This is a genomic window from Protofrankia coriariae, assembly GCF_001017755.1.
GTDB lineage: Bacteria > Actinomycetota > Actinomycetes > Frankiales > Frankiaceae > Protofrankia > Protofrankia coriariae.
Map to the genome: position 1 here is coordinate 129,070 of NZ_JWIO01000004.1, position 22,860 is coordinate 151,929.

Annotated in this window: 16 protein-coding genes and 1 pseudogene; 2 read left to right on the forward strand and 15 right to left on the reverse strand. The window is 70.9% G+C overall.

Translation table 11 applies throughout. The features are described 5' to 3' along the window. The 5 genes from FrCorBMG51_RS30560 to FrCorBMG51_RS04375 all read right to left on the reverse strand — a co-directional run. Positions 1-526: nitrogenase component 1 (locus tag FrCorBMG51_RS30560; RefSeq protein WP_275452042.1), on the reverse strand; the 526-nt coding region annotated here is incomplete at its 3' end. Positions 527-559: 33 nt separating this feature from the next. Beyond that, positions 560-1,432, reverse strand: a complete 873-nt coding sequence (gene nifH / locus FrCorBMG51_RS04360; protein WP_047221809.1) for a nitrogenase iron protein — start codon at positions 1,430-1,432, stop codon at positions 560-562. A gap of 251 nt (positions 1,433-1,683) precedes the next feature. Continuing rightward, positions 1,684-2,850, reverse strand: coding sequence for a homocitrate synthase (nifV, locus tag FrCorBMG51_RS04365; protein ID WP_052914278.1), 1,167 nt, complete (start codon positions 2,848-2,850; stop codon positions 1,684-1,686). A gap of 885 nt (positions 2,851-3,735) precedes the next feature. Further along, positions 3,736-4,770, reverse strand: coding sequence for a 2-oxoacid:ferredoxin oxidoreductase subunit beta (locus tag FrCorBMG51_RS04370; RefSeq protein WP_047221811.1), 1,035 nt, complete (start codon positions 4,768-4,770; stop codon positions 3,736-3,738). Further along, positions 4,763-6,607 carry a 2-oxoacid:acceptor oxidoreductase subunit alpha gene (locus FrCorBMG51_RS04375; protein ID WP_047221812.1) on the reverse strand — a complete coding sequence of 615 codons (1,845 nt, stop codon included), beginning with the start codon at positions 6,605-6,607 and terminating at the stop codon, positions 4,763-4,765. The genes FrCorBMG51_RS04370 and FrCorBMG51_RS04375 overlap by 8 nt, the downstream gene beginning before the upstream one ends. Positions 6,608-7,087: 480 nt before the next feature. Between FrCorBMG51_RS04375 and FrCorBMG51_RS04380 the strand changes: the two genes are divergently transcribed. After that, positions 7,088-7,372 (forward strand): type II toxin-antitoxin system Phd/YefM family antitoxin, encoded by a 285-nt coding sequence (locus FrCorBMG51_RS04380; RefSeq protein WP_047221813.1) that lies wholly within the window; start codon positions 7,088-7,090, stop codon positions 7,370-7,372. Beyond that, entirely contained in the window at positions 7,369-7,776 is a 408-nt protein-coding gene (locus FrCorBMG51_RS04385) for a type II toxin-antitoxin system VapC family toxin (protein ID WP_047221814.1), read from the forward strand. Before FrCorBMG51_RS04380 ends, FrCorBMG51_RS04385 begins: the two co-directional genes overlap by 4 nt. Before the next feature lie 162 nt (positions 7,777-7,938). Here the strand turns inward: FrCorBMG51_RS04385 and FrCorBMG51_RS04390 are convergent, their stop codons facing one another. From FrCorBMG51_RS04390 to FrCorBMG51_RS04430, 10 genes and pseudogenes are all read right to left on the reverse strand, one after another. Next, positions 7,939-8,157 carry a DUF6343 family protein gene (locus tag FrCorBMG51_RS04390; RefSeq protein ID WP_013874054.1) on the reverse strand — a complete coding sequence of 73 codons (219 nt, stop codon included), beginning with the start codon at positions 8,155-8,157 and terminating at the stop codon, positions 7,939-7,941. Positions 8,158-8,307: 150 nt separating this feature from the next. Continuing rightward, a pseudogene (gene serS / locus FrCorBMG51_RS04395) lies at positions 8,308-9,593 on the reverse strand (serine--tRNA ligase). A gap of 263 nt (positions 9,594-9,856) precedes the next feature. Further along, on the reverse strand, positions 9,857-11,299 hold the full coding sequence (locus FrCorBMG51_RS04400) for a glutamate synthase subunit beta (RefSeq protein WP_047221815.1): 1,443 nt from the start codon (positions 11,297-11,299) through the stop codon (positions 9,857-9,859). A gap of 427 nt (positions 11,300-11,726) precedes the next feature. Beyond that, on the reverse strand, positions 11,727-16,298 hold the full coding sequence (gene gltB / locus FrCorBMG51_RS04405) for a glutamate synthase large subunit (RefSeq protein ID WP_047221816.1): 4,572 nt from the start codon (positions 16,296-16,298) through the stop codon (positions 11,727-11,729). Positions 16,299-16,737: 439 nt separating this feature from the next. Beyond that, complete coding sequence (locus tag FrCorBMG51_RS30565) at positions 16,738-18,066, reverse strand: prolipoprotein diacylglyceryl transferase (RefSeq protein WP_476742103.1); 1,329 nt, start codon at positions 18,064-18,066, stop codon at positions 16,738-16,740. Continuing rightward, positions 17,973-18,476, reverse strand: a complete 504-nt coding sequence (locus tag FrCorBMG51_RS34430) for a prolipoprotein diacylglyceryl transferase family protein (RefSeq protein WP_476742099.1) — start codon at positions 18,474-18,476, stop codon at positions 17,973-17,975. The genes FrCorBMG51_RS30565 and FrCorBMG51_RS34430 overlap by 94 nt, the downstream gene beginning before the upstream one ends. 286 nt (positions 18,477-18,762) lie before the next feature. Then, entirely contained in the window at positions 18,763-19,659 is an 897-nt protein-coding gene (gene trpA, locus FrCorBMG51_RS04415) for a tryptophan synthase subunit alpha (RefSeq protein ID WP_235433304.1), read from the reverse strand. Between the two features lie 159 nt (positions 19,660-19,818). Then, the gene (gene trpB / locus FrCorBMG51_RS04420) at positions 19,819-21,051 is read right to left on the reverse strand and encodes a tryptophan synthase subunit beta (protein ID WP_047221875.1); all 1,233 of its coding nucleotides are present in this window, start codon (positions 21,049-21,051) and stop codon (positions 19,819-19,821) included. A gap of 77 nt (positions 21,052-21,128) precedes the next feature. Further along, positions 21,129-21,935, reverse strand: coding sequence for an indole-3-glycerol phosphate synthase TrpC (gene trpC, locus FrCorBMG51_RS04425; protein ID WP_047221817.1), 807 nt, complete (start codon positions 21,933-21,935; stop codon positions 21,129-21,131). Between the two features lie 445 nt (positions 21,936-22,380). After that, complete coding sequence (locus FrCorBMG51_RS04430; protein ID WP_157180384.1) at positions 22,381-22,854, reverse strand: Trp biosynthesis-associated membrane protein; 474 nt, start codon at positions 22,852-22,854, stop codon at positions 22,381-22,383. Positions 22,855-22,860 lie beyond the last annotated feature (6 nt).

A 22,860-nucleotide genomic window follows, 5' to 3' on the forward strand; every position in this document is an offset into this window, starting at 1 on the left:
GGTCCAGCCGCTTCGTCGCGGCGGTGGCGACCGCGTCGATGTCGTCACCGATCAGGCCGATCGGGCACTCGGACTGGATGGAGACGCCCTTGGCCAGCGGGAAGAGATCCACCAGCTCGTCCAGGATGGCGGCGAGCTTCTTGTCGCCACCGAAGACGATGTCCTTCTCCTGGAAGTCGCTGGTGATCTGCATGACGGTGAAGTTGTCGACGCCGAGCTGCCCGTTGGCGTAGTTGCGCCGGGTGCCCCAGGTGTACTGGCCGCAGCCGACCGGGCCGTGGCTGATGGAGATGAGGTCCTTGATGGGACCCCACACCACACCCTTGGAACCGGCGTAGGCGCAGCCACGCAGCGTCATGATCCCGGGGCGGGACTTGACGTTGCTCTTGACCTCGCATTCCTTCGCCCCGCCCGGGTCGTTGGGCTTGACGTGCTTCTGGCGGTCCTTCTCGACCTTGGGCGGGTAGGCCGAGAGGACGTCGTCGATCATCGCCTGCGTCTCGGCAGACGTCACGGGCGGAGTCATGACAGACCTTTCTGGGTGTGCGGGGACGAGCGGTCAGGCGCCGACGGCGGAGGCGGCCTTCTGACCGACGATCGACTCGTCCTCCTGCTCCATGATCCCGAAGTCGATCAGGAGCTCCTCGAGCTCGTCCATGCTGATCGGGGTGGGGATGGTCTTCATGTCGTTCTCTTCGATCTTGCGCGCGAGCTCGCGGTACTCGTTGGCCTGGTCGGCCTCGGGCGAGTACTCGATGACCGTCATCCGGCGCAGCTCGGCGTGCTGGACGATGTTGTCACGCGGGACGAAGTGGATCATCTGGGTGTTCAGCCGCCGGGCGAGCTCGGTGATCAGCTCGTCCTCACGGTCGGTCTTGCGGCTGTTGCAGATCAGCCCACCGAGGCGGACGCCACCGGTGTGGGCGTACTTGAGGATGCCTCGGGCGATGTTGTTCGCCGCGTACATGGCCATCATCTCACCGGAGGTGACGATGTAGATCTCCTGGGCCTTGCCCTGGCGGATCGGCATGGCGAACCCACCGCAGACGACGTCACCGAGGACGTCGTAGGTGACGAAGTCGAGGTCCTCGTAGGCGCCGTTCTCCTCCAGGAAGGTGATGGCGGTGATGACGCCTCGGCCGGCGCAGCCGACACCCGGCTCCGGGCCACCCGACTCGACACACCGGATGTTCCACGCGCCCTCGAGCAGGACCTCGTCGAGCTCGAGGTCCTCCACCGAGCCCTTCTCCGCGGCCTTCTCGATGACGGTGTGCTGAGCCTTGGAGTGCAGGATCAGACGGGTCGAGTCCGCCTTCGGGTCACAACCGACGATCATGACCCGGTTGCCCCGCTCAGCCAGTGCGGCCATCGTGTTCTGCTGAGTGGTGGACTTACCAATACCACCCTTGCCGTAGAACGCGAGCTGCCTCATGGGTGTGTGCTCCTCACCGCACGCTTGAGCGTGCGTCACTGTGGAAGAACCGGTGCTGGTTCGCCGAAGCGCTCCGCGCCCGGGAACCGGTACATGTCCTGGCGCCTGTCTGGTGCCTGCGGCGATGCCGCTGCCCGCGGGAACAGGTCCCGCGCCGCGATACCGCCGTCGTGCTTCTCATGCCGTTTTCGTGCTGCATTTTGTGCGGTATTTCGTGCTGTATTTCGTGCACTGTTCCGTGCCGTATTCGTTCAGGAACCGGCGCCGGCGCCGGTGGCCAGGCTGGCCGCCGTGAGCTCGTAGAGGTCGCGGACCTCACCGGAGCACAGCGGCCGCTTGAGCGTCGCGACGTGCGATCGCAGACCGTCCAGGACGGATCCGAGAACGCCCTCGTCGGCGTCGATCCCATACTCACGCAGGGCGTGGCGCAGCGACGCCCGTCCCGCGTGCTTGCCCACGATCAGCCGGCGCCGCGCGCCGACCTCCGCGGGGTCGAAGGGCTCGTAGATCCTCGGAGCCTTCAGCACGCCGTCCACGTGAATACCCGACTCGTGGACGAACGCCGACTCCCCGACGATCGCCTTCCCGGTGGGTACCGGCCGCCGCGCCGCGCCCGAGACCAGTTCGGCCAGCGCGCGCAACGCCGTGGTGTCCAGATCGATCCGGTACCCGAGAAGATGACGCAGCGCCATCGCCACCTCCTCGAAGGCGGCGTTGCCGGCCCGTTCCCCGAGCCCGGCGACCGTCGTGCTGACGAACCCGAAACCGGCGCTGACCGCCGCGAGCGTGTTGGCGGTGGCCAGCCCGAAGTCGTCATGGGCGTGGATCTCCCAGACGGCCGGAGCGGCCGAGGCGGCTACCACCAGGGCGGACAGCCGTTCGTACGCCCCGGCGGGCTCGAGGATCCCGACGGTGTCGGCCCAGCGCAGACGGTCGACACCGGCCCGGGACAGTTCGCCTGCGAGGTCGGCGACGAAGCCGTCGTCCGCCCGCGAGGCGTCCTCGAACCCGACCCCGACCACCAGTCCACGGTCGAGGGCGTGCGCGACACAGTCGAGGATCCGGCTGCGCGCCCACGCCCGGTCACGGCCGAGCTTGTACTGCAGGTGCAGGTCGGACACGGGAATGCTGACGTGGACCCGCCGCACCCCGCAGGCCGCCGCCGCGTCGACGTCGGACCGCACGGCCCGGCACCAGGCGATGACCTCCGCCCGCAGACCCGCCGCCGCGACACGGCGGATGATCTCGCGTTCGGACGGCCCCATGGCCGGCACGCCCGCCTCGATCTGCTGTACTCCCACCCGATCGAGAGCGGACGCGATGGCGAGCTTCTCCTCGGCGGTGAAGGCGACGCCCGGGGCCTGCTCACCGTCGCGCAGCGTGGTGTCACAGAACCCGATCACGATGTCGTGCTCCACATCATGCGTGCCCTCCGTCAGTCGCACCGAACAGGGAAGATGGCGCTGTGCCGAGCCGGTGCCGGCCAGTTACCTGATGCCGGACCCGCGATCCGCGATCCGCCGGTGGGCGGTCCCGCGATCCTCACCGTTGAGGTGTCGCGATTAGAAATGTCGCTGACCGTTGTTTCGGGCGCTTTAAGCGCCGTATCTTCCCAGTTACTTCTGCCCCCGATCCGCGATTCCGGGACGAATAGCAGAAGAAGCCTGGGCCAGGTGGCCGAAAGGCCTGGGACCAATGGTGTGGACGCTGGTCACCACCTGGGTTCCGGGCAGTCGGCAGCCTGCCCGTCAGCAATTTTCGGCGATCGACTCCGACAACGTGCCGTACCAGTTCTTTACAGCCCGGATCCGTTGCCGAATACGGCGTCCGGCGACTTCTGGGACGAACGTTCCGACGCCGGTGACCTATTACCCGGCGCATTGTTCGGATGGCCTGAAAATTCCGGCCCGTGGGTCCGGGCGACCGTTGTGGCACGGCCTGGCAGCGCTGGCCGGGAAGAACGTGCGAAGCCGTCCGCCAACGGTGGGCGGCCCCGCCCGCGCGAACGGTCCGGACACGGACGGCCCGCCGCGAACAGGCCGGAAACGACAAAGGCGTTCCCCGGTCGCCGCGTCCGTTGGACGCGGGCGACCGGGGAACGCCGGTGGGGCGGAAACCGGAACATGTCCGTGAGCACCGTCCGCCGGAAATCACATGGCTGGACGGCTCGGCCGGTCGGCGCGCCGGTGAGCCGGGGGCCCGGCCGATCACCGAATCACCAGATCACCGAATCGGTCAGGTGCCGGACCGGCGAAACGGCTGATCGGCGCGGCGGTGGATCGACGGCCCGGCGGATCAGGAGCTCAGCGGATCGTCCAGGTGTTGCCCGTGTGCAGCAGCTCGGCGAGCAGGTCGTCGGGCGTGCTGTCCGTGGCGCTCGTGCGGGCGGCGGTGTTCTGCTCCTGGACCATCGACTCGTAGGTGGGCCGGGCCACCCGACGGAACACCCCGATCGGGGTGTTGCTGAGATCCTGGTCGGACAGCCGGGACAGGGTGAACGCGTAGGCCGGCCCGGGCACCGCCTCGTCGTGCACGATGATCTCGCTGCGCGGGACGCTGGCGGTGTCGGCGACCTCCAGGCCGAAGCCGCGCGGCTCGCGCACCACGCACTTCTCCCCCGTGGCGCCGAAGGTGATCGGCTTGCCGTGCTCGAGGCGGATGAGGACCGAGTCGCGGCTGGCGGGATCCTTCAGCACGTCGAACGCGCCGTCGTTGAAGATGGCGCAGTTCTGGTAGATCTCGATGAACGCGCTGCCCTGGTGCGCGGCGGCGGCCCGCAGCACCGAGTGCAGGTGCTTGCGGTCGGAGTCGATCGTGCGAGCCACGAACGACGCCTCGGAGCCGAGCGCCACCGCGATCGGGTTGAACGGGGTGTCCCGGGAGCCGACCGGCGTCGACTTGGTGACCTTGCCGAACTCCGAGGTCGGCGAGCACTGGCCCTTGGTCAGCCCGTAGATCCGGTTGTTGAACATCAGGATCTTGATGTTGACGTTGCGGCGCAGCGCGTGGAGCAGGTGGTTGCCACCGATGGACAGCGCGTCGCCGTCACCGCTGACCACCCACACCGACAGGTCCGGGCGGCTGACCGCGAGACCGGTGGCGATCGCCGGCGCCCGGCCGTGGATCGAGTGCATCCCGTAGGTGTTGAGGTAGTACGGGAAACGGGAGGAACACCCGATCCCGGAGACGAAGGTGATCCGCTCCCGGGGGATGCCCAGCTCCGGCATGAACGACTGGATCGCCGACAGGATCGCGAAGTCACCGCATCCCGGGCACCAGCGGACCTCCTGGTCCGACCGGAAGTCCTTGGCGGTGAGCTTGAGTGGGACCTCAGTCATTGCGCACGACCTCCTCCAGGACCGTCTCCAGCTCCGCCGAGGTGAACGGCTGGCCGTTGACCTTGTTGTAGGACACGGCGTCGACCAGGTAGCGGTCGCGTATCACGTGGGCGAGCTGCCCGAGGTTCATCTCCGGGATGATGACGCGGTCGTAGCCGGCGAGCACCGTGCCGACGTTGCGCGGCAGCGGCGAGATGTGCCGCAGGTGCGCCTGGGCGATGGACACCCCGCGTTCCCGCAGCTTGCGACAGGCCGCGCCGATCGGCCCGTAGGTGGAGCCCCAGCCGAGCACCAGCACCCGGGCGTCCCCGGTGGGGTCCTCGACCTCCAGGTCGGGCACGTCGATGGCCTCGACCCGAGCGGCGCGCAGCCGCATCATCAGGTCGTGGTCGGCCGGGACGTAGGAGACCGCGCCGGTGTTGTTGGCCTTCTCCAGACCGCCGACGCGGTGCTCCAGGCCGGGCGTGCCCGGCACCGCCCACGGGCGGGCCAGCGTGTGCGGGTCGTGCAGGTAGGGCAGGAACTTACCGTCCGGCCCGTTGGGCTCGGTGGCGAACTCCACCCGCAGGTCGGGCAGGTCCGCCGGGTCCGGCAGCAGCCACGGCTCGGAGCCGTTGGCCAGGTAGCCGTCCGAGAGCAGGATGACCGGCATCCGGTAGGTCAGCGCGATACGCGCCGCCTCCAGCGCCGCGTAGAAACAGTCCGCCGGTGAGCGGGCCGCGATCACCGCCAGCGGCGCCTCACCGTGCCGGCCGAACAGGGCGATGTTCAGGTCGGACTGCTCGGTCTTGGTCGGCAGGCCGGTCGACGGGCCGGCGCGCTGCACGTCCACGATGACCAGCGGCAGCTCCAGCATCACCGCGAGCCCGAGGGTCTCGGTCTTCAGCGCGAGCCCCGGGCCGGACGTCGAGGTGACGCCGAGCGCGCCGCCGTAGGAGGCACCGAGCGCCGAGCCCACCGCGGCGATCTCGTCCTCGGCCTGGAAGGTGGTCACGCCGTAGCGCTTGTACGCGGACAGCTCGTGCAGGATCTCCGAGGCCGGGGTGATCGGGTAGGCGCCGAGGAAGACCGGCAGATGGGCACGCAGGCCGGCGGCGACCAGGCCGTAGGCGAGCGCGGAGTTGCCGTTGACACTGCGGTAGGTGCCGGGCAGCAGGTTCGCGGGCTTGACCTCGTAGCGGACGGCGAAGTCCTCGGTGGTCTCGCCGTAGTTCCAGCCGGCCTGGAAGGCGGCCACGTTCGCGGCGGCGATCTTCGGCTTCTTGGCGAACTTCTGCCTGAGGAACTCCACCGTGCCCTCGGTGGGCCGGCTGTACATCCAGGACAGCAGGCCGAGCGCGAACATGTTCTTCGCCCGCTCGGCGTCCTTCTTGGAGACCTCGAAGTCGGCGAGGGCGGCGATCGTCGCCGACGTCAGCGGCACCCGGTGGACGGTGAACCCGTCGAGCGAGTCGTTCTCCAGCGGGTTGCTTGTATAACCGACCTTCTCCAGGTTGCGGGTGGTGAACTCGTCGGTGTTGACGATGATCTCCGCATTGGGCGGCAGGTCGGCGAGATTGGCGCGCAGCGCGGCCGGGTTCATCGCCACCAGGACGTCCGGCGAGTCCCCGGGAGTGAGGACGTCGTGGGCGGCGAAATGTACCTGGAAACTGGACACACCGTGCAGCGAGCCCGATGGTGCCCTGATCTCGGCGGGGTAGTTGGGAAGGGTGGACAGGTCGTTCCCCAGGATGGCGGTCTCGGAGGCGAAACGGTCGCCGGTGAGCTGCATGCCGTCGCCGGAGTCACCGGCGAACCGGATTGCCACCCGGTCCAGATGCTGGATTTGCTTGGCCACGTACGTGGACCTCCTCAATGACCGACGGTCGGCGAGGGGCTTACCCACGGTCCGACCGTGGGTAGAGTAGGCCGTCAGGCCCGCCCGTCCTTCTTATACGGAGGCATTGCTTCCAACGTGTTTCGCGGTGTCAAATCGCCGTCTCGCGATCAGCGCGGCCTCGGTCACGGTATTTCGACAACAACGCCGTCAAATATATGGGCGGACGTGCGGAAAAACAATCGTGGCCCCCGCCCACGACCACCGGCCCGGGACTTTCGGGAAGTAATGACCGAAATACGTTTCCCCGGCACAGGGGACAGGCGGTCTGTTCCTTCACGGCGAAGGTTCACCTCATCCCGGCAACCGGCCTATCTGCCCGGGCCGGTTCGTCCCGCGGCGGTTTCCCGCATCTTCCACGCGGCTACCCCACAACCGGCCCACCCCAGCGCTACCCCCTGTAGAGCCATAGCGTAGAACGGCATGTTCTACACTGGACCCATGCGGCAGGTAGGAGTACGCGAGCTGAACCAGAACACCAGTCAGGTGATCGAACGGGTACGCCGCGGCGAGACAGTGGAGGTGACCGATCGCGGCCATCCGGTCGCACGCCTCGTCCCCGTCGAACGTGAGTTGTCGGTACTGGAGCGCCTTGTCGCCGAGGGCCAGGCTACTGCGCCCTCGGTCCAGGTAGGCGAACCACTCTCCATGCCACCCGTACTGGGCGACCCGGCCGTGGACACCGCCGCGGAGCTGGCCGCGGCCCGCGAGGACGAAAACTGGTGATCTATCTCGACTCTGCCGCCGTGGTCAAGCTGGTCCGCGCGGAGCCCTGCACCGTTGACCTGCTGGACTGGCTGGACGCCTACCGTGCCCTACCGCTGGTGTCGTCGGTCCTGGTCGAAGTCGAGGCGTCCCGCGCGCTGCGCCGCTGCGTCCCGCAGGCTCTGGGCAGGCTGCCGGTCACCCTTGCCCGGCTGTACCGGCTGGAGATCAACGCCACGGTCCGAGCCGTCGCGGCCGCCTACGATGACCCACAGCTCCGCTCCCTGGACGCCGTTCACCTCGCCACCGCCACGGTGCTGACCGACCAACCCGGCGCCAGGCTGGAGGCGTTCGTCACCTATGACAAACGCCTGCTCGCGATCGCGGCCAGGGCCGGACTTCCCACCGCCAGCCCCGGTGTCTGAAGGCTCGGCAACCCCGGTACGCCTGAAGGCGTAGGTGGTTTCGGTCGTCCCGACAGCCTTTTCTACCTACGCGTTCCGCTGACGTAGGTGGTTCTGGTTGCTCTGGTGACGGTTTCCACCTACAGCTCGGGGTTGGAGGGAGACTGAAGACGGCGGCGGGTGTCACCAGCGGTGTTCGCGGCGGACGCGGCGGACGATGACGAACAGGTCGACCACGGCGGTCAGGGCGACCAGGCCGAGCAGCACGGCGAGCGCTGGCTGGTCCCGGACCGCGAAGTAGGCGCACATGGCCGTGGCGAACAGCAGCCCAAACAGGGCGAGGGCGAAACGCAGGCCCAGCGCGCTGCGGGCGGGAGGATACCCACCCGGACCGCCGTTCATCCCGACCCGCCCGCCACCCCGGCCTCTCCGTCGTTCACGTGTGGTGATGTGCCCACAACGATCAGACCTGAACGTGCCTGGCCGTGCCAGTTCTGGCGGGGACGGTACGCCTTCCCCGCGAATCTGTCCGGCTGGGCCCGGCCGGCCTGGCTAGAGCAGTTCGCGGTCGCCGAGGTAGGGGCGCAGGACCTTGGGGATGCGGACATGGTGCTCCGCCGTCTGGAAGTTCTCCAGGATGGCGGCCAGCAGCCGCGGGGTGGCCACCGCCGTGTTGTTCAGGGTGTGGGCGAAACGGACACGCCCCTCGGCGTCCTTGTAGCGGATGTTCGCCCGCCGCGCCTGCCAGTCGTGCAGCGTCGAGCAGCTGTGGGTCTCCCGGTAGCGCTCCAGCGACGGGAACCAGGTGTTGATGTCGTTCATCCGGAACTTGCCCAGGCCCATGTCGCCGGTGGCGCACTCCACCACCTCGTAGGCCAGCCCCAGGGACTGCAGGACGGTCTCGGCCGTGTCCAACAGCTCGGCGTGCCAGTGGGCCGACTGCTTCTCGTCGGCCTCGCAGATGACGAACTGCTCGACCTTCTCGAACTGGTGGACCCGCAGCAGCCCGCGCACGTCCCGCCCGGCGCTGCCGACCTCGCGGCGGAAGCACGGCGAGATCCCGGCGTAGCGCAGCGGCAGGTCACGCAGGGGGAGCATCTCGCCGGCGTGCAGGCCGACCAGCGCGACCTCGGCGGTGCCGGCGAGGAACAGCTCGTCGGCGGGCAGCTCGTAGATCTCCTCACCGTGCCCGGGCAGGAAGCCGGTGCCGACCAGCGCCTCCCGTTTCACCAGCGACGGCGCCGAGACCAGCCGGAAGTCCCTGTGCGCGAGCAGGTCCAGCGCGTAGGAGTGGACCGCCCGCTCCAGCAGCACGAGCGGCCCGGCCAGCGCGTAGGCGCGCTCCCCCGAGACGTTGCGGGCCCGTTCGAACTCCGCCCAGCCGCGCTTCTCGGCCAGTTCGACATGGTCGAGCGGGGTGAAGTCGAACGCAGGCCGCTCCCCCCAGACCCGGATGACGGTGTTCGCGGACTCGTCCGGGCCGACCGGGGCGCCGTCCCACGGGATGTTCGGGGTGCGCAGCAGCAGGTCCCGCAGCCGTTCGCTGGCGGTCTCCAGCTCGTCACGGGTTTCGCGCAGTTGGACGTCGAGGGCGGCGGAGCGCTCCCGCAGCCGCTCGCGGCCGGCCNNNGCAGCCGCTCGCGGCCGGCCGCGTCGGCGCTCTTGAACGAACCCGCGAGCTCACGGCGCTCACGCTGCGCCGTGTCCAGGGTGTGCTGCAACGATCGCACGCTGCGGTCGAGAGCCAGGATGCCGTCGACGTCGAGGTCGACCCCCTTGACGCGAGCGGCCTCGCGCACGACATCGGGATTCTCCCGGATGAACCGCCTGTCCAGCATCTGGCTCCTGTGCCTTCTCCCGTTACGAACTCCAGTTACGGACGTCGCCGAAAAGCCTACAGCGCATCCCGAGGCCCACCGGCGATCACCGGCCGAAGGGCACCGGCCGTGGCCCGCCCAGGGACAGGGATCCCCGGTCATGCCGGAAGACACCTCACGCCAGGAGCCGCACGGAGCGTGATCGCCAACGGCGATCACACGGCGACAGATCCACCACTCAGAGAGCAGTGTCCCCAAATTGTGCCTGAAGGTACCTTTGGGGCTTATCGCTGGGTTGGGGTGACCGGTTCGGGGAGGTCGGTGCTGCCGCGCAGGTAGCGGTCGACCGCCGCGGCGGCGGACCGGCCCTCCGCGATCGCCCACACGATCAGCGACTGGCCGCGGCCCATGTCCCCGGCGACGAACACGCCCGGGACAGAGCTCGCCCAGCCGGCGTCCCGGGCGACGTTGCCACGGGCGTCGAGGGCCACCCCGAGCTGTTCGAGCAGGCCCGTCCGCTGCGGCCCGGTGAAGCCCATCGCCAGCAGCACCAGCTCGCAGGGCAGCTCGACGTCGGTGTCGGGCACCTTCTCGAAACGACCGTCGACCAGTCGGACCTCGTGCATGCGCAGCGAGCGGACCCGACCCGCGGCGTCACCGGAGAAACGCTCGGTGGAGACGGCGAAGACGCGCTCGCCGCCCTCCTCGTGCGCGCTGGACACCCGGTAGACCACCGGCCAGGTCGGCCACGGGTTGGCCGCCGGCCGCGACCGCGGCGGCCGCGGCATGATCTCAAGCTGGTGCACGGAGCGGGCACCCTGGCGCAGCGCGGTACCCAGGCAGTCCGCGCCGGTGTCGCCACCGCCGATGATGACCACCCGCCGGCCGGCCGCGTTGATCGGGGACGCGGCGAGGTCACCCTGCTGGACCCGGTTCGAGGGCACCAGGTACTCCATGGCGAGGTGGATGCCGTCGAGGTCGCGGCCGGGGATGTTCAGGTCCCGGCCGACCGTCGACCCGCCGGCGAGCACGACCGCGTCGTAGGAGGCGTGCAGCTCGTCCCCGGTGATGTCGACGCCGACGTCGCAGGAGGCCATGAACACCGTCCCCTCGGCCCGCATCTGGGCGAGGCGGCGGTCCAGGACGTGCTTTTCCATCTTGAATTCGGGGATGCCGTAGCGCAGCAGGCCACCGATGCGGTCGGCCCGCTCGTACACGACGACGTTGTGGCCGGCGCGGGTGAGCTGCTGGGCCGCGGCGAGCCCGGCCGGGCCCGACCCGACCACGGCGACCCGCTGGTCGGTGCGCGTCGACGGCAGCACGGGACGGACCGCACCGTCGCCCCACGCCCGGTCGATGATCGACACCTCGACCTGCTTGATGGCCACCGGGTCGTCGGAGATGCCCAGGACGCAGGCGGCCTCGCACGGCGCCGGGCAGAGCCGTCCGGTGAACTCCGGGAAGTTGTTGGTGGCGTGCAGCCGTTCGATCGCGTCGTGCCAGTCGCCGCGGCGCACCAGGTCGTTCCACTCCGGGATGATGTTCCCCAGGGGGCAGCCGTTGTGGCAGAACGGGATGCCGCAGTCCATGCACCGGGTGGCCTGGTCCCGCAGGGAGCTGGCCGGGAACGGCTCGTAGACCTCTTTCCAGTCGGTGATGCGCACGTCGACGGGCCGGCGCTTCGGCTGCTCCCGGTGGTGCCTGAGGAAGCCTGTCGGGTCAGCCATACCGCTCCTGTCGGGTGGTGGGGTCCTGTCGGGTGACCAGGTGCTGTCGGGTGGCGGGACGCTGTCGGGTGGTGGGGCGCCGCGCGCCGGGCGCCGCCTGCCGACGCGTCGGCCGCGAGGGGCGGGTCGCGGGGGCAGCGTCGCGGGGGCGATGCTCGACGCGGTTCGCGGGTGTGTGTCCCATCAGGCTTTTGCGGGGATGTTTTACAAGGATTTCACGGACATGTCGACGGCGCCGGGTTCATCGGACAACCGCCGAGAAGAGTGCGGGTATGTCGTCGGACACATCGGGAACATCGGATACGTCGGATACGTCGGATACGTACTGCGCGTGGACGGTGCCACCGGGGATCCTCCCCGTCCGGCAGGCGTCACCCGCCGCGACGCCGCCCGTCCGCGGATGAGCCGAGCGGCGTCCCGACCGGGCTCAGCCGCGGGCTGCCGTCATGATCAGATCATCGGCGGGCAGCCCGTCATCCTCCGCCTTCTTCATAGCCGCCAGCACGCGTTTGTAATCCCGTGGCATCACCTTGACGAACCGGGCCTGCTCGTCCTCCCACCGGCCGAGCAGACCGGCCGCGACCGTGGAGCCGGTCTCCCGCCGGTGCCGGGCGATCAGGGTGCGCAGCAGCTCGCGGTCGTCGTCGTCCAACGGCTCCACGTCGACCATCTCGGTGTTGATCCGCCGCCGCAGCGGTCTGTACAGGTAGGCGACGCCGCCGCTCATCCCGGCGGCGAAGTTGCGCCCGATGGGCCCGAGCACGACGACGGTACCGCCGGTCATGTACTCGCAGCCGTGGTCGCCGACGCCCTCGACGACGGCGGTCGCGCCCGAGTTGCGCACGCAGAACCGCTCGCCGACGATGCCGCGGAAGAACGCCTCGCCGGCGGTGGCGCCGTAGAGCAGCACGTTGCCCGCGACGGTGTTCTCCTCGGCGCGCAGCGGCGCCTCCTTCGGCGGGAAGACGATGATCCGGCCGCCGGAGAGGCCCTTGCCCGCGTAGTCGTTGGTGTCGCCCTCGAGGGTGAGCGTCACCCCGCGCGGCACGAACGCGCCGAAGCTCTGCCCGGCCGAGCCGGTGAACCGCAGCGAGATCGTGTCGTCGGGCAGGCCCCGCGCGCCGTACCGCCTGGTCACCTCGTAGCCGAGCATGGTGCCGACCGTCCGGTTGACGTTGCGGATCGGCATCTCCAGCCACACCGGCCGGCCGTCCTCAAGAGCGTCCTCGCAGAGCTGGATCAGGGAGTTGTCCAGCGCCTTGTCCAGCCCGTGGTCCTGGGCGGTCGTGCAGTGCAGGGCGCCACCGAACGGCCGCTCCGGGCTGTGCAGCAACGGGGTGAGGTCGAGGCCCGCCGCCTTCCAGTGGTCGACGGCGGCCCGGGCGTCGAGGAACTCGACGTGCCCGACGGCCTCCCGCAGGGTGCGGAAGCCCAGCGCCGCGAGGTACTCGCGCACCTCCTCGGCGATGAAGGTGAAGAACGCCTCGACGAACTCGGGCCTGCCGGTGAAGCGTTCGCGCAGCACCGGGTTCTGGGTCGCCACCCCCACCGGGCAGGTGTCGAGGTGGCAGACCCGCATCATCACGCAGCCGGCCACCACCAGCGGGGCGGTGGCGAACCCGAACTCCTCGGCGCCGAGCAGGGCGGCGACGACGACGTCCCGGCCGGTCTTCATCTGACCGTCGACCTGGACGACGATCCGGTCGCGCAGGCCGTTGAGCAGCAGGGTCTGCTGGGTCTCGGCCAGCCCCAGCTCCCAGGGGGCGCCGGCGTGCTTCAGCGACGTCAGCGGGGACGCGCCGGTGCCGCCGTCGTGCCCGGAGATCAGCACGACGTCGGCGTGGGCCTTGGACACCCCGGCGGCGACCGTGCCCACCCCGACCTCGGCGACGAGCTTGACGTGCACCCGCGCCCGGGTGTTGGCGTTCTTCAGGTCGTGGATGAGCTGGGCGAGGTCCTCGATGGAGTAGATGTCGTGGTGCGGCGGCGGGGAGATCAGGCCCACGCCCGCCGTCGAGTGCCGGGTCCGCGCGATCCACGGGTAGACCTTGTGCGCGGGCAGCTGGCCGCCCTCACCCGGCTTGGCGCCCTGCGCCATCTTGATCTGGATGTCGTCGGCGTTGGCGAGGTACTCGCTGGTCACCCCGAACCGTCCGCTGGCGACCTGTTTGATCGACGAGCGGCGCAGGTCGCCGTTGGCGTCGGGGACGTAGCGCCTGGCGTCCTCCCCGCCCTCCCCGGTGTTCGACTTGCCGCCGATCCGGTTCATCGCGATCGCGAGGGTCTCGTGCGCCTCGGCGCTGATCGAGCCGTAGGACATCGCCCCGGTCGCGAACCGTCGGAGGATCTCCGAGACCGGTTCGACCTGCTCGATCGGCACCGGCGGGCGCAGCCCCTCGCGCAGCTCGAACAGGCCGCGCAGGGTGGCGTTGCGCCGGGAGAGATCGTCGACGGTGGCGGTGTACTTCTTGAAGACCTCGTACTGGCGGCTGCGGGTGGCGTGCTGGAGCAGGAAGACCGTCTCCGGGTTGAACAGGTGCACCTCGCCCTCGCGGCGCCACTGGTACTCCCCGCCAACGTCGAGGTCGCGGTGGGCGAGCTCGCTGGGCAGCGCCGCGTACGCCCGGTGATGGCGGGCCGCGACCTCGTCCGCGAGGACGTCGATGCCCACTCCGTCGAGCCGGGACGGCGTCCCGGTGAAGTAGGTCTCGACGAGCTGCTGGGACAGCCCGATCGCCTCGAACAGCTGCGCGCCGGTGTAACCGGCCACGGTGGACACGCCCATCTTGGACATGACCTTCAGCACGCCCTTGCCGAGCGCCTTGATGAGGTTCTTCTGGGCCTGCTCCCGGGTGATCCCGTCCAGCTCGCCGGCGTCGAGGATGTTGTCGATCGACTCGAAGGCCAGGTACGGGTTGACCGCGGCCGCGCCGTAGCCGAGCAGCAGCGCGATGTGGTGGACCTCACGGGCGTCGCCGCACTCGACGATCAGACCGACCTTGGTGCGGGTCTTCTCCCGGATCAGGTGGTGGTGGACGGCGGCGGTCAGCAGCAGGGAGGGGATCGGGGCCTTGTGCCGATCGCAGTCTCGGTCGGAGAGCACGACGATGCGGGCGCCGTCGGCGATCGCCTCGCTGACCCCGCGACAGATCTCCCGCAGCCGGCCGGTGAGCGCCGCCCCGCCGCCGTCGACGTCGTAGAGACCACGGACGGTCACCGCGGCGAACCCGGGCATGTCACCGTCGTCGTTGATACCGACGATCTTGGCGAGTTCGGCGTTGCTGATGACCGGGTACGGCAGGTGCACCAGCCGGCAGGACGCCGGTGACGGCGCGAGCAGGTTGCCCTCCGGGCCGAGCGTACGCGCCAGGCTGGTGACCATCTCCTCCCGGATCGCGTCCAGCGGCGGGTTGGTGACCTGCGCGAAGAGCTGGGTGAAGTAGTCGAACAGCAGCCGCGGGCGCTGCGAGAGCACCGCCATCGGGGTGTCGGTGCCCATCGACCCGATCGGCTCGGCGCCGGTGCGGGCCATCGGCGCGATGATGACCCGCAACTCCTCCTCGGTGTAGCCGAAGACCTGCTGACGGCGGCGCACCGACTCGTGCCCGTAGATGACGTGCTCACGCTCGGGCAGGTCGTCCAGGGAGATCAGGCCGGCGTGCAGCCACTCCTCGTAGGGGGCGGCGGCGGCCAGCTCGGACTTGATCTCCTCGTCGTCGACGATCCGGCCCTCGGCGGTGTCGATCAGGAACATCTTCCCCGGCTGCAGCCGGCCCTTCTGCACCACCTTGTGCGCGGGGATGTCGAGGACGCCGACCTCGGAGGCCATGACAACCAGACCGTCGTCGGTCACCCAGTAGCGGGACGGACGCAGCCCGTTGCGATCGAGCACCGCGCCGATGACCGTACCGTCGGTGAAGGCGATCGACGCCGGGCCGTCCCACGGCTCCATCAGCGTCGAGTGGAACTGGTAGAAGGCCCGCCGGGCCGGATCCATCTCGTCGTGGTTCTCCCACGCCTCCGGGATCATCATCAGGACCGCGTGCGGCAGGCTGCGCCCGGCCAGGTGGAGCAGTTCCAGGACCTCGTCGAAGCTGGCCGAGTCGCTGGCGCCGTCCGAGCAGATGGGGAACAGGCGGCTCAGCTCCCCCGGGATCAGGTCGCTGGCGAGCAGCGCCTCCCGGGCCTGCATCCAGTTGCGGTTGCCACGCACAGTGTTGATCTCACCATTGTGGGCCGCGAACCGGTACGGGTGCGCCAGCGGCCAGCTCGGGAAGGTGTTGGTGGAGAACCGGCTGTGCACCAGAGCGATGGCGCTGGCGAACCGGGGATCGTCAAGATCGGGGAAGTACGCGGAAAGCTGGTGGGTGGTGAGCATCCCCTTGTAGACGATGGTGCGCGCGGACAGGGAGGGGAAGTACACCCCCGCCTCCAGGCGGGCTCGCTTGCGCACGCGGAACGCCCGGCGCTCGAGGTCCATCAGGTCGGAGGACCCGTCGGCGGCGCCGTCACCAGCTGTGACACCGGTTGTGCCGCTGCCGCTGGCCGTGGGGGGCAGGCCGAGGAAGAGCTGGCGCATCCACGGTTCGACCTCGGCGGCGGCCCGGCCGACCATGTGGCTGACCACCGGCACCTCACGCCAGCCCAGGACCCGCAGGCCCTCCGCGCGCACGATCCGGCTGATCGCGCGGACCGCGTCGTCCCGGTCGCCGGCGATCTGCGGCAGGAACGCCGTCCCCGCCGCGTACTGGCCGGGCGGCGGCAGCGGGAAGTCGACGACGTCGCGCAGGAACGTGTCCGGGATCTGCAACAGGATGCCCGCGCCGTCCCCGGTGTCCGGGTCGGAGCCGGAGGCACCCCGGTGGTCAAGGTTGCGTAGCACGGTGAGGCCCTGTTCGACCAGCTCGTGACTGCGTCGCCCACGAACGTCGACGACGAAGCCGACCCCGCAGGCGTCGTGCTCGAACGTGGGGTCGTACAAACCTTGTGCGATCGACATCCGGCGGGTCCTGTCCGTCTTCAGGGGATCTCCAAGAGGCGGACGACGCTGTCCGGACGCGCCGCCGCGACAGGGAATGTCCCGGCCGGGCGCACTAACGAGTGTGCCACGTGCGCACTGGATCCGCCGTGATCACAAACGGGCTGGCGGCGGATGTGGCCAACCGGGCACTCGGTGGCGCCTCGGCCCCGAGGTGCGCCGGCCGGTCCCCGGGCATGCTGCACTGACCGTACACCGACGTCACGGACACCTTTCGTCGCTGTTTCCAGCGCTGCCTTCCAGCACTGTCCGCGACCGCTGTCAGCCGCCGACTGTCGGACGCCGGACACCTCGTTCCGCGTACTCTCCGTACTCTCCGCGTTCCCCGCGTTCCCCGCGTTGTTCCCCGGGTTCTCCCGTCCTCCTCGTTTTCCGCCGTCGCTGCCGGGCGCCGCCCCGGTCAGGGCCGGTCGGACGGCTCGCCGGTCGCGGGGACGGCGGACTCCACACCCGGCGGCACACCCGGCACACCCGGCGGCACACCCGGCACACCCGGCGGCACACCCGGCACACCCGGCGGCACACCCGGCACACCCGGCGGCACACCCGGCACACCCGGCGGCACACCCGGCACACCCGGCGGCACACCCGGCACACCCGGCGGCACACCCGGCACACCCGGCGGCACACCCGGCACACCCGGCGGCACACCCGGCACACCCGGCGGCACACCCGGCACACCCGGCGGCACACCCGGCACACCCGGCGGCACACCCGGCACACCCGGCGGCACACCCGGCACACCCGGCGGCACACCCGGCACACCCGGCGGCACACCCGGCACACCCGGCGGCACACCCGGCACACCCGGCGGCACACCCGGCACACCCGGCGGCACACCCGGCACACCCGGCGGCACACCCGGCACACCCGGCGGCACACCCGGCACACCCGGCGGCACACCCGGCACACCCGGCGGCACACCCGGCACACCCGGCGGCACACCCGGCACACCCGGCGGCACACCCGGCACACCCGGCGGCACACCCGGCACACCCGGCGGCACACCCGGCACACCCGGCGGCACACCCGGCACACCCGGCGGCACACCCGGCACACCCGGCGGCACACCCGGTACATCCGGCGGCACATCCGGCGGCGCGGCGTCGGGCCGAGCCGGGCCGGCTTCCCCGTCCGGGCCGCTGCCTTCGGCCGCCGCGCTCCCCGCGTCACTCTCCCCGTCCGGGCCGTTGGCCTGGGCGGCGGCGTCACCGGAGGCAGCGGAGGGCCGGCTGGGTGGTTCGCCCGAGACAGCCGCGGGCCCGGCGACGGGGCCGGGGCCGGGGCCGGGAGCGGCGCTGGGATCGTCGGCGGGTGTGTCGGCGGCCACCGGAGGGTCGACAGGAGCGTGCAGGAACACCAGGGCGAGCGCCGCGGCGGCGAACACGACCAGCGACGTCCAGTCGTTGAGCCGTACCCCGAGGAAGGTGTGGGCCTCGTCGATGCGCAGCGCCTCGATCCACGCCCGCCCGGCGGTATAGAGCAGCACGTAGAGCGCGAACAGCTTGCCCCGGCCGAGCCTGTGGTGGCGGTCCACACACAGCAGGATGCCGGCCACCCCGACGTTCCACAGTGCCTCGTACAGGAAGGTGGGATGGTAGAGCGACTCACCGGCGACACGCTGGTGCTCGGGATCTATCCGCAACGCCCAGGGCAGGTCGGTCGGGCGCCCGTAGAGCTCCTGGTTGAACCAGTTGCCGACCCGCCCGACGGCCTGGGCCAGGACCAGGCCCGGGGCCGCCGCGTCGGCGAATAGGCCGAAGCCGACCCCGCGGCGCCGGCAGGCGAGNGCCGGCAGGCGAGCCACACGCCCAGTGCCCCGCCGGCGACCGCGCCCCAGATCCCCAGCCCGCCGTGCCAGACCCGCAGTATGTCGACCGGGTCCCCGCCTGCGCCGAAGTAGGCGTCCGGGCTGGTGACGACGTGGTAGACCCGCGCTCCGACGATGCCGAACGGGACGGCCCACCCGGCCACGTCGGTGGCGAGATAGGCCGGCTGGCCGCGCGCGCGCAGCCGCCGCCCGGTGATCACAGTCGCGATCACGATACCGACGATGATCGCAAGGGTGTAGCCCCGCAGCGGGACGGGGCCTACGTACAGGATGCCCGTCGAGGGGCTGGGAATCGCGGCTAGGACCACATAGGTCAAGCTATACCGCCCGTAACCTGGCCCTCGCCATGCCCCACATCACCGACCATCACAAGAATCACCGTAAGTTACCAGCAGGCCATTACCAAACATCATCAAATACGACCGAATACCACCGAACGTCAGCAGCCATCAGCAGGCGTCACAATACGTTACAGCGCATGACAAAACATGACAAATTACTATAAAGCGTGCCTGTAATCGCGACACCGGGCCCTGTAATCGCGGCACCGGGCATGGACGGCGGGAGCGGTGCGGGCGGCGGAACCGCCGGGGATCACCCCCGTGGCACGGACGGCTCGGGGCGGCGCACCCCGGCGGCAAGCCCGGCCACGATCCCCCGCAGCGCCACCTCCGCCTCCCCCGGATCCGCCCCGGCGCGTTCGGCCTCCAGCAGCGCCTTGACCAGGGCCGATCCGACGATCACACCGTCGGCGAAGCCGGCGACCTCGGCCGCCTGCTCGGGCGTGCTCACACCGAGCCCGACGGCGACCGGCGTGTCGGTGACGGCCCGGACCCGGCGGGTCAGGTCGGCCGCCTGCGCGCCGACCCGCTCCCTGGTCCCGGTCACTCCCATCAGGGACGCCGCGTAGATGAAGCCCTTGCTGACCGCGGCGACCCGCGCCAGCCGGGCGTCGGTCGAGCTCGGCGCGACCAGGAAGACGGAGTCGAGCCCGGCGTCGGCGGTGGCCGCAAGCCACGGGCCGGCCTCCTCGGGCGGCAGGTCCGGGGTGATCGCGCCGGCCCCGCCCGCGGCCGCGAGATCACGCGCGAACGCGTCGACCCCGTAGCGCTCGATCGGGTTCCAGTAGGTCATCACCAGCGCCGGCACGCCGGTGACGGCCACCGCCTCCACCGTGCGCAGGACGTCGGCGGTGGTGACCCCGCGGCGCAGGGCCGCGTCCGACGCGGCCTGGATCACCGGGCCGTCCATGGTCGGATCCGAGTAGGGCAGGCCGACCTCGACGACGTCCGCCCCGGCCTCGGCAAGGGCCCGCACCGCCGCGATCCCGCCGGCCACCGAGGGGAAGCCCGCCGGCAGGTAGCCGACCAGTACCGCCCGCCCGTCAGCGCGCGCCCTGGCAAAGACCTGGCTCAGCCGACTCTGTCCGCCGGGCTCGTTCCGCTCGCTGGGCTCGCCGGCGAGACTCCGTTCATCCGAAAGACTTCGCACTCTGGTCCGTTCCGTGATCCGTTCCGGCGGCGGCGGCCAGGCCGTGCCTGACGCCCGCCGCGCGGAGCTGGTTCGGCATGCTTCCGGTCGCTGGCGGTGTTCTCTCCCGCCGATGATGGCGTTTTTCGTCGGTGACAGCGTTCCCGCCGGTGCTGGCCGTCAGAGGAGATCGAACCACTTCGCCGCGGTGTCGACGTCCTTGTCGCCCCGCCCCGAGCAGTTCACGACGACGACGGCGTCCGGGCCGAGATCCCGGGCGACGTCGAACGCGGCGGCGAACGCGTGCGCGCTCTCGATCGCGACCAGGATGCCCTCCAGCCGGGCCACCAGACGCAGCGCGTCCATGGCGGCCTGGTCGTCGACCACCCCGTAGGTCGCCCGGCCCGTCTCGTGCAGCCAGGCGTGCTCGGGGCCGATGCCCGGATAGTCCAGCCCGGCCGAGATCGAGTGCGACACCTGCGTCTGCCCGTCGGCGTCCTGAAGAAGAAAGGTGCGCATGCCGTGCAGAACGCCGGGAGCGCCACCGGCGATCGCGGCCGCGTGCCGGCCGGTGGCCAGCCCGTCGCCGCCGGCCTCGGCGCCGATCAGGCGGACCGAGGTGTCGTCGATGAACGGATGGAAGATCCCCATCGCATTCGAGCCGCCGCCGACGCAGGCCACCACCGCGTCGGGCAGCCGGCCGACGCGCTCGAGCACCTGCGCCCGCGCCTCCACCCCGATGACCCGCTGGAAGTCGCGGACCAGCATCGGGAACGGGTGCGGTCCCATCACCGAGCCGATGCAGTAGTGGGTCGTGTCCACCGTGGCCACCCAGTCCCGCATGGCCTCGTTGATCGCGTCCTTGAGGGTGCGGCTGCCCGCGGCGACGGGGACGACCTCGGCGCCGAGCAGCCGCATCCGGGCGACGTTGAGCGCCTGCCGGGAGGTGTCCTCCTCACCCATGTAGACCACGCAGTCCAGGCCGAGCAGCGCGCAGGCGGTGGCCGTGGCCACCCCGTGCTGGCCGGCGCCGGTCTCGGCGATCACCCGGGTCTTGCCCATCCGGCGGGTGAGCAGGCACTGGCCGAGCACGTTGTTGATCTTATGGGAGCCGGTGTGGGCCAGGTCCTCCCGCTTGAGCAGGATGCGGGCGCCGCCGACGTGCGCGGTCAGCCGGGCCGCGTCCGTGAGCGCGGTGGGCCGGCCGGCGTACGTCGCGAGCAGCCCGCCCAGTTCGGCGGTGAAACCGGGATCGGCCCGCGCGGCCGCGTAGGCCTCGGTCAACTGGTCCAGCGCGGCGAACAGCGCCTCGGGGACGAAACGGCCGCCGAAACGGCCGAAGTGCCCGGCGCTGTCGGGCACCGGGCTCACCGGCGCGGCATCCGCGTTGGCGAACCCGGCGGCGGAGGTCACGGCGGAGGTCACGGCGTGACCCTATCCTCCCGGAGACGCGCCAGGTGCGGTGTGGTCAGCGACTGGTCAGCAGCTGGTCAGCGACCGACCTTGGTGGCTGGATGCGCACCGGCGGTGACCAGATCCGCGACCGTCTGACGGGGATCCGTGCCGGTCACCGCGGCTTCCCCCACCAGGACCGCGTCGGCTCCGGCCGCGGCGTAGGCGAGCAGGTCGTGCGGCCCGCGCACACCGGACTCGGCGACCTTGAGCACCCCTGGCGGCAGCAGCGGCGCCAGCCGGGCGAAGGTGTCGCGGTCGACGTCCAGCGTCCGCAGGTCACGCGCGTTGACGCCGATCAGCCGGGCTCCCGCGTCGACCGCCCGCGTGACCTCCTGCTCGTCGTGCACCTCGACCAGGGCGGTCATACCCAGCGACTCGACCCGTTCGAGCAGGCCGATCAGCCGGGGCTGCTCCAACGCCGCCACGATCAGCAGGACGATGTCGGCGCCGTGCGCCCGCGCCTCGAAGACCTGGTAGGGGGAGATCACAAAATCCTTGCGCAGGAGGGGCACGTCCACCGCGACGCGCACGGCGTCCAGGTCGGCCAGCGACCCGCCGAACCGGTGCCGCTCGGTCAGGACGCTGATCGCCGCCGCGCCCGCCGTCTCGAACTGGGCCGCCAGCTCCGCCGGGTCGGCGATCGTGGCGAGCTCGCCCTTGGACGGGGAACGGCGCTTGACCTCGGCGATCACCGCGACTGCCCGGCTGCGCAGCGCCGCCAGCGCGTCCCTGGGATCGGGAACGCGCTCGACGCGTCGTTTCAGCGCTGCCAGGGGGGTCGCGACCTCCCGTTCGGCGAGGTCCGCACGGACCCCGTCAAGGATGTCGTCGAGAACGCTCATCGATCTGTGCCCGTGGCTGTCTCGGCCATGGCGCCGATGTTAGGCCAGGCGTGTGCGACAGGCATCCGCCCCCCGCCGAAGGGCTCGCATGCTCACATCCGCCGGTTGCTCACCGGTTGACACAGGCCCGGCGGCGGTGAAACGAGGGAGCCGAAAAACCTTTGCACATCGGATACGCGGACGCCATGCCCACGTACCGTGATTGTCTGTTTGTTGGCTACCTGGAGAGACTGCTGCCGACCGTAAAGTAGCCGACACTCGGCAGTCCGCCCACCGCCGACCGGTTGCCGGCCCACCAGCGATCCGCCGCGGCGCCCTCTACGGCGCACCCGGCCGGTCCGCCCCGGCACCGCACCGGCCCACCGGGCGGAGCCCGAGCCCAGCCCACCACGCGGCCGGATCGGGCCCGGATCGGGCCAGACCCGGGATCAGGCCGGGGCCGGGATCAGGTCGGGTCGTCGCCGCGGTCGATGGCCTCCCAGGCATCGACCGGCCGGGCCGCCGGGCTTCGGTAGCGGGCGGACAGCGCCGACCAGGTGCGCCCGCGCAGCGCGACGAGCAGCCCGCCGCCGGCGAGGAGCACGCCGCCGGTGGCGGCCAGCCATGGCGCGGCGGNNNNGGCCAGCCATGGCGCGGCGGTGCGCCGCAGGTCCCGCAGGTCGGCGGTGGCGCCGGGGGCAAGGTCACGCACCCGCGCGGTGGCCCGTGCCGCCGAGAGGGGATCGGCCGCGATCCGGCCGGCGACGACGGCGGCCGCCACTCCGGCGAGCAGGACGAGCACGCCGACGACCACCCGGCCGGCACGCCTGGTCGCGGCGATCGCCACCACCCCGGCGAGCCCCACCAGGCCCAGCCCGGCGAGGGCCGGGGCAAGTTCGGAGCCGCTCAGGCTGGCGGCAAGCGGCGCCGCGGCCGCCACCGGCTC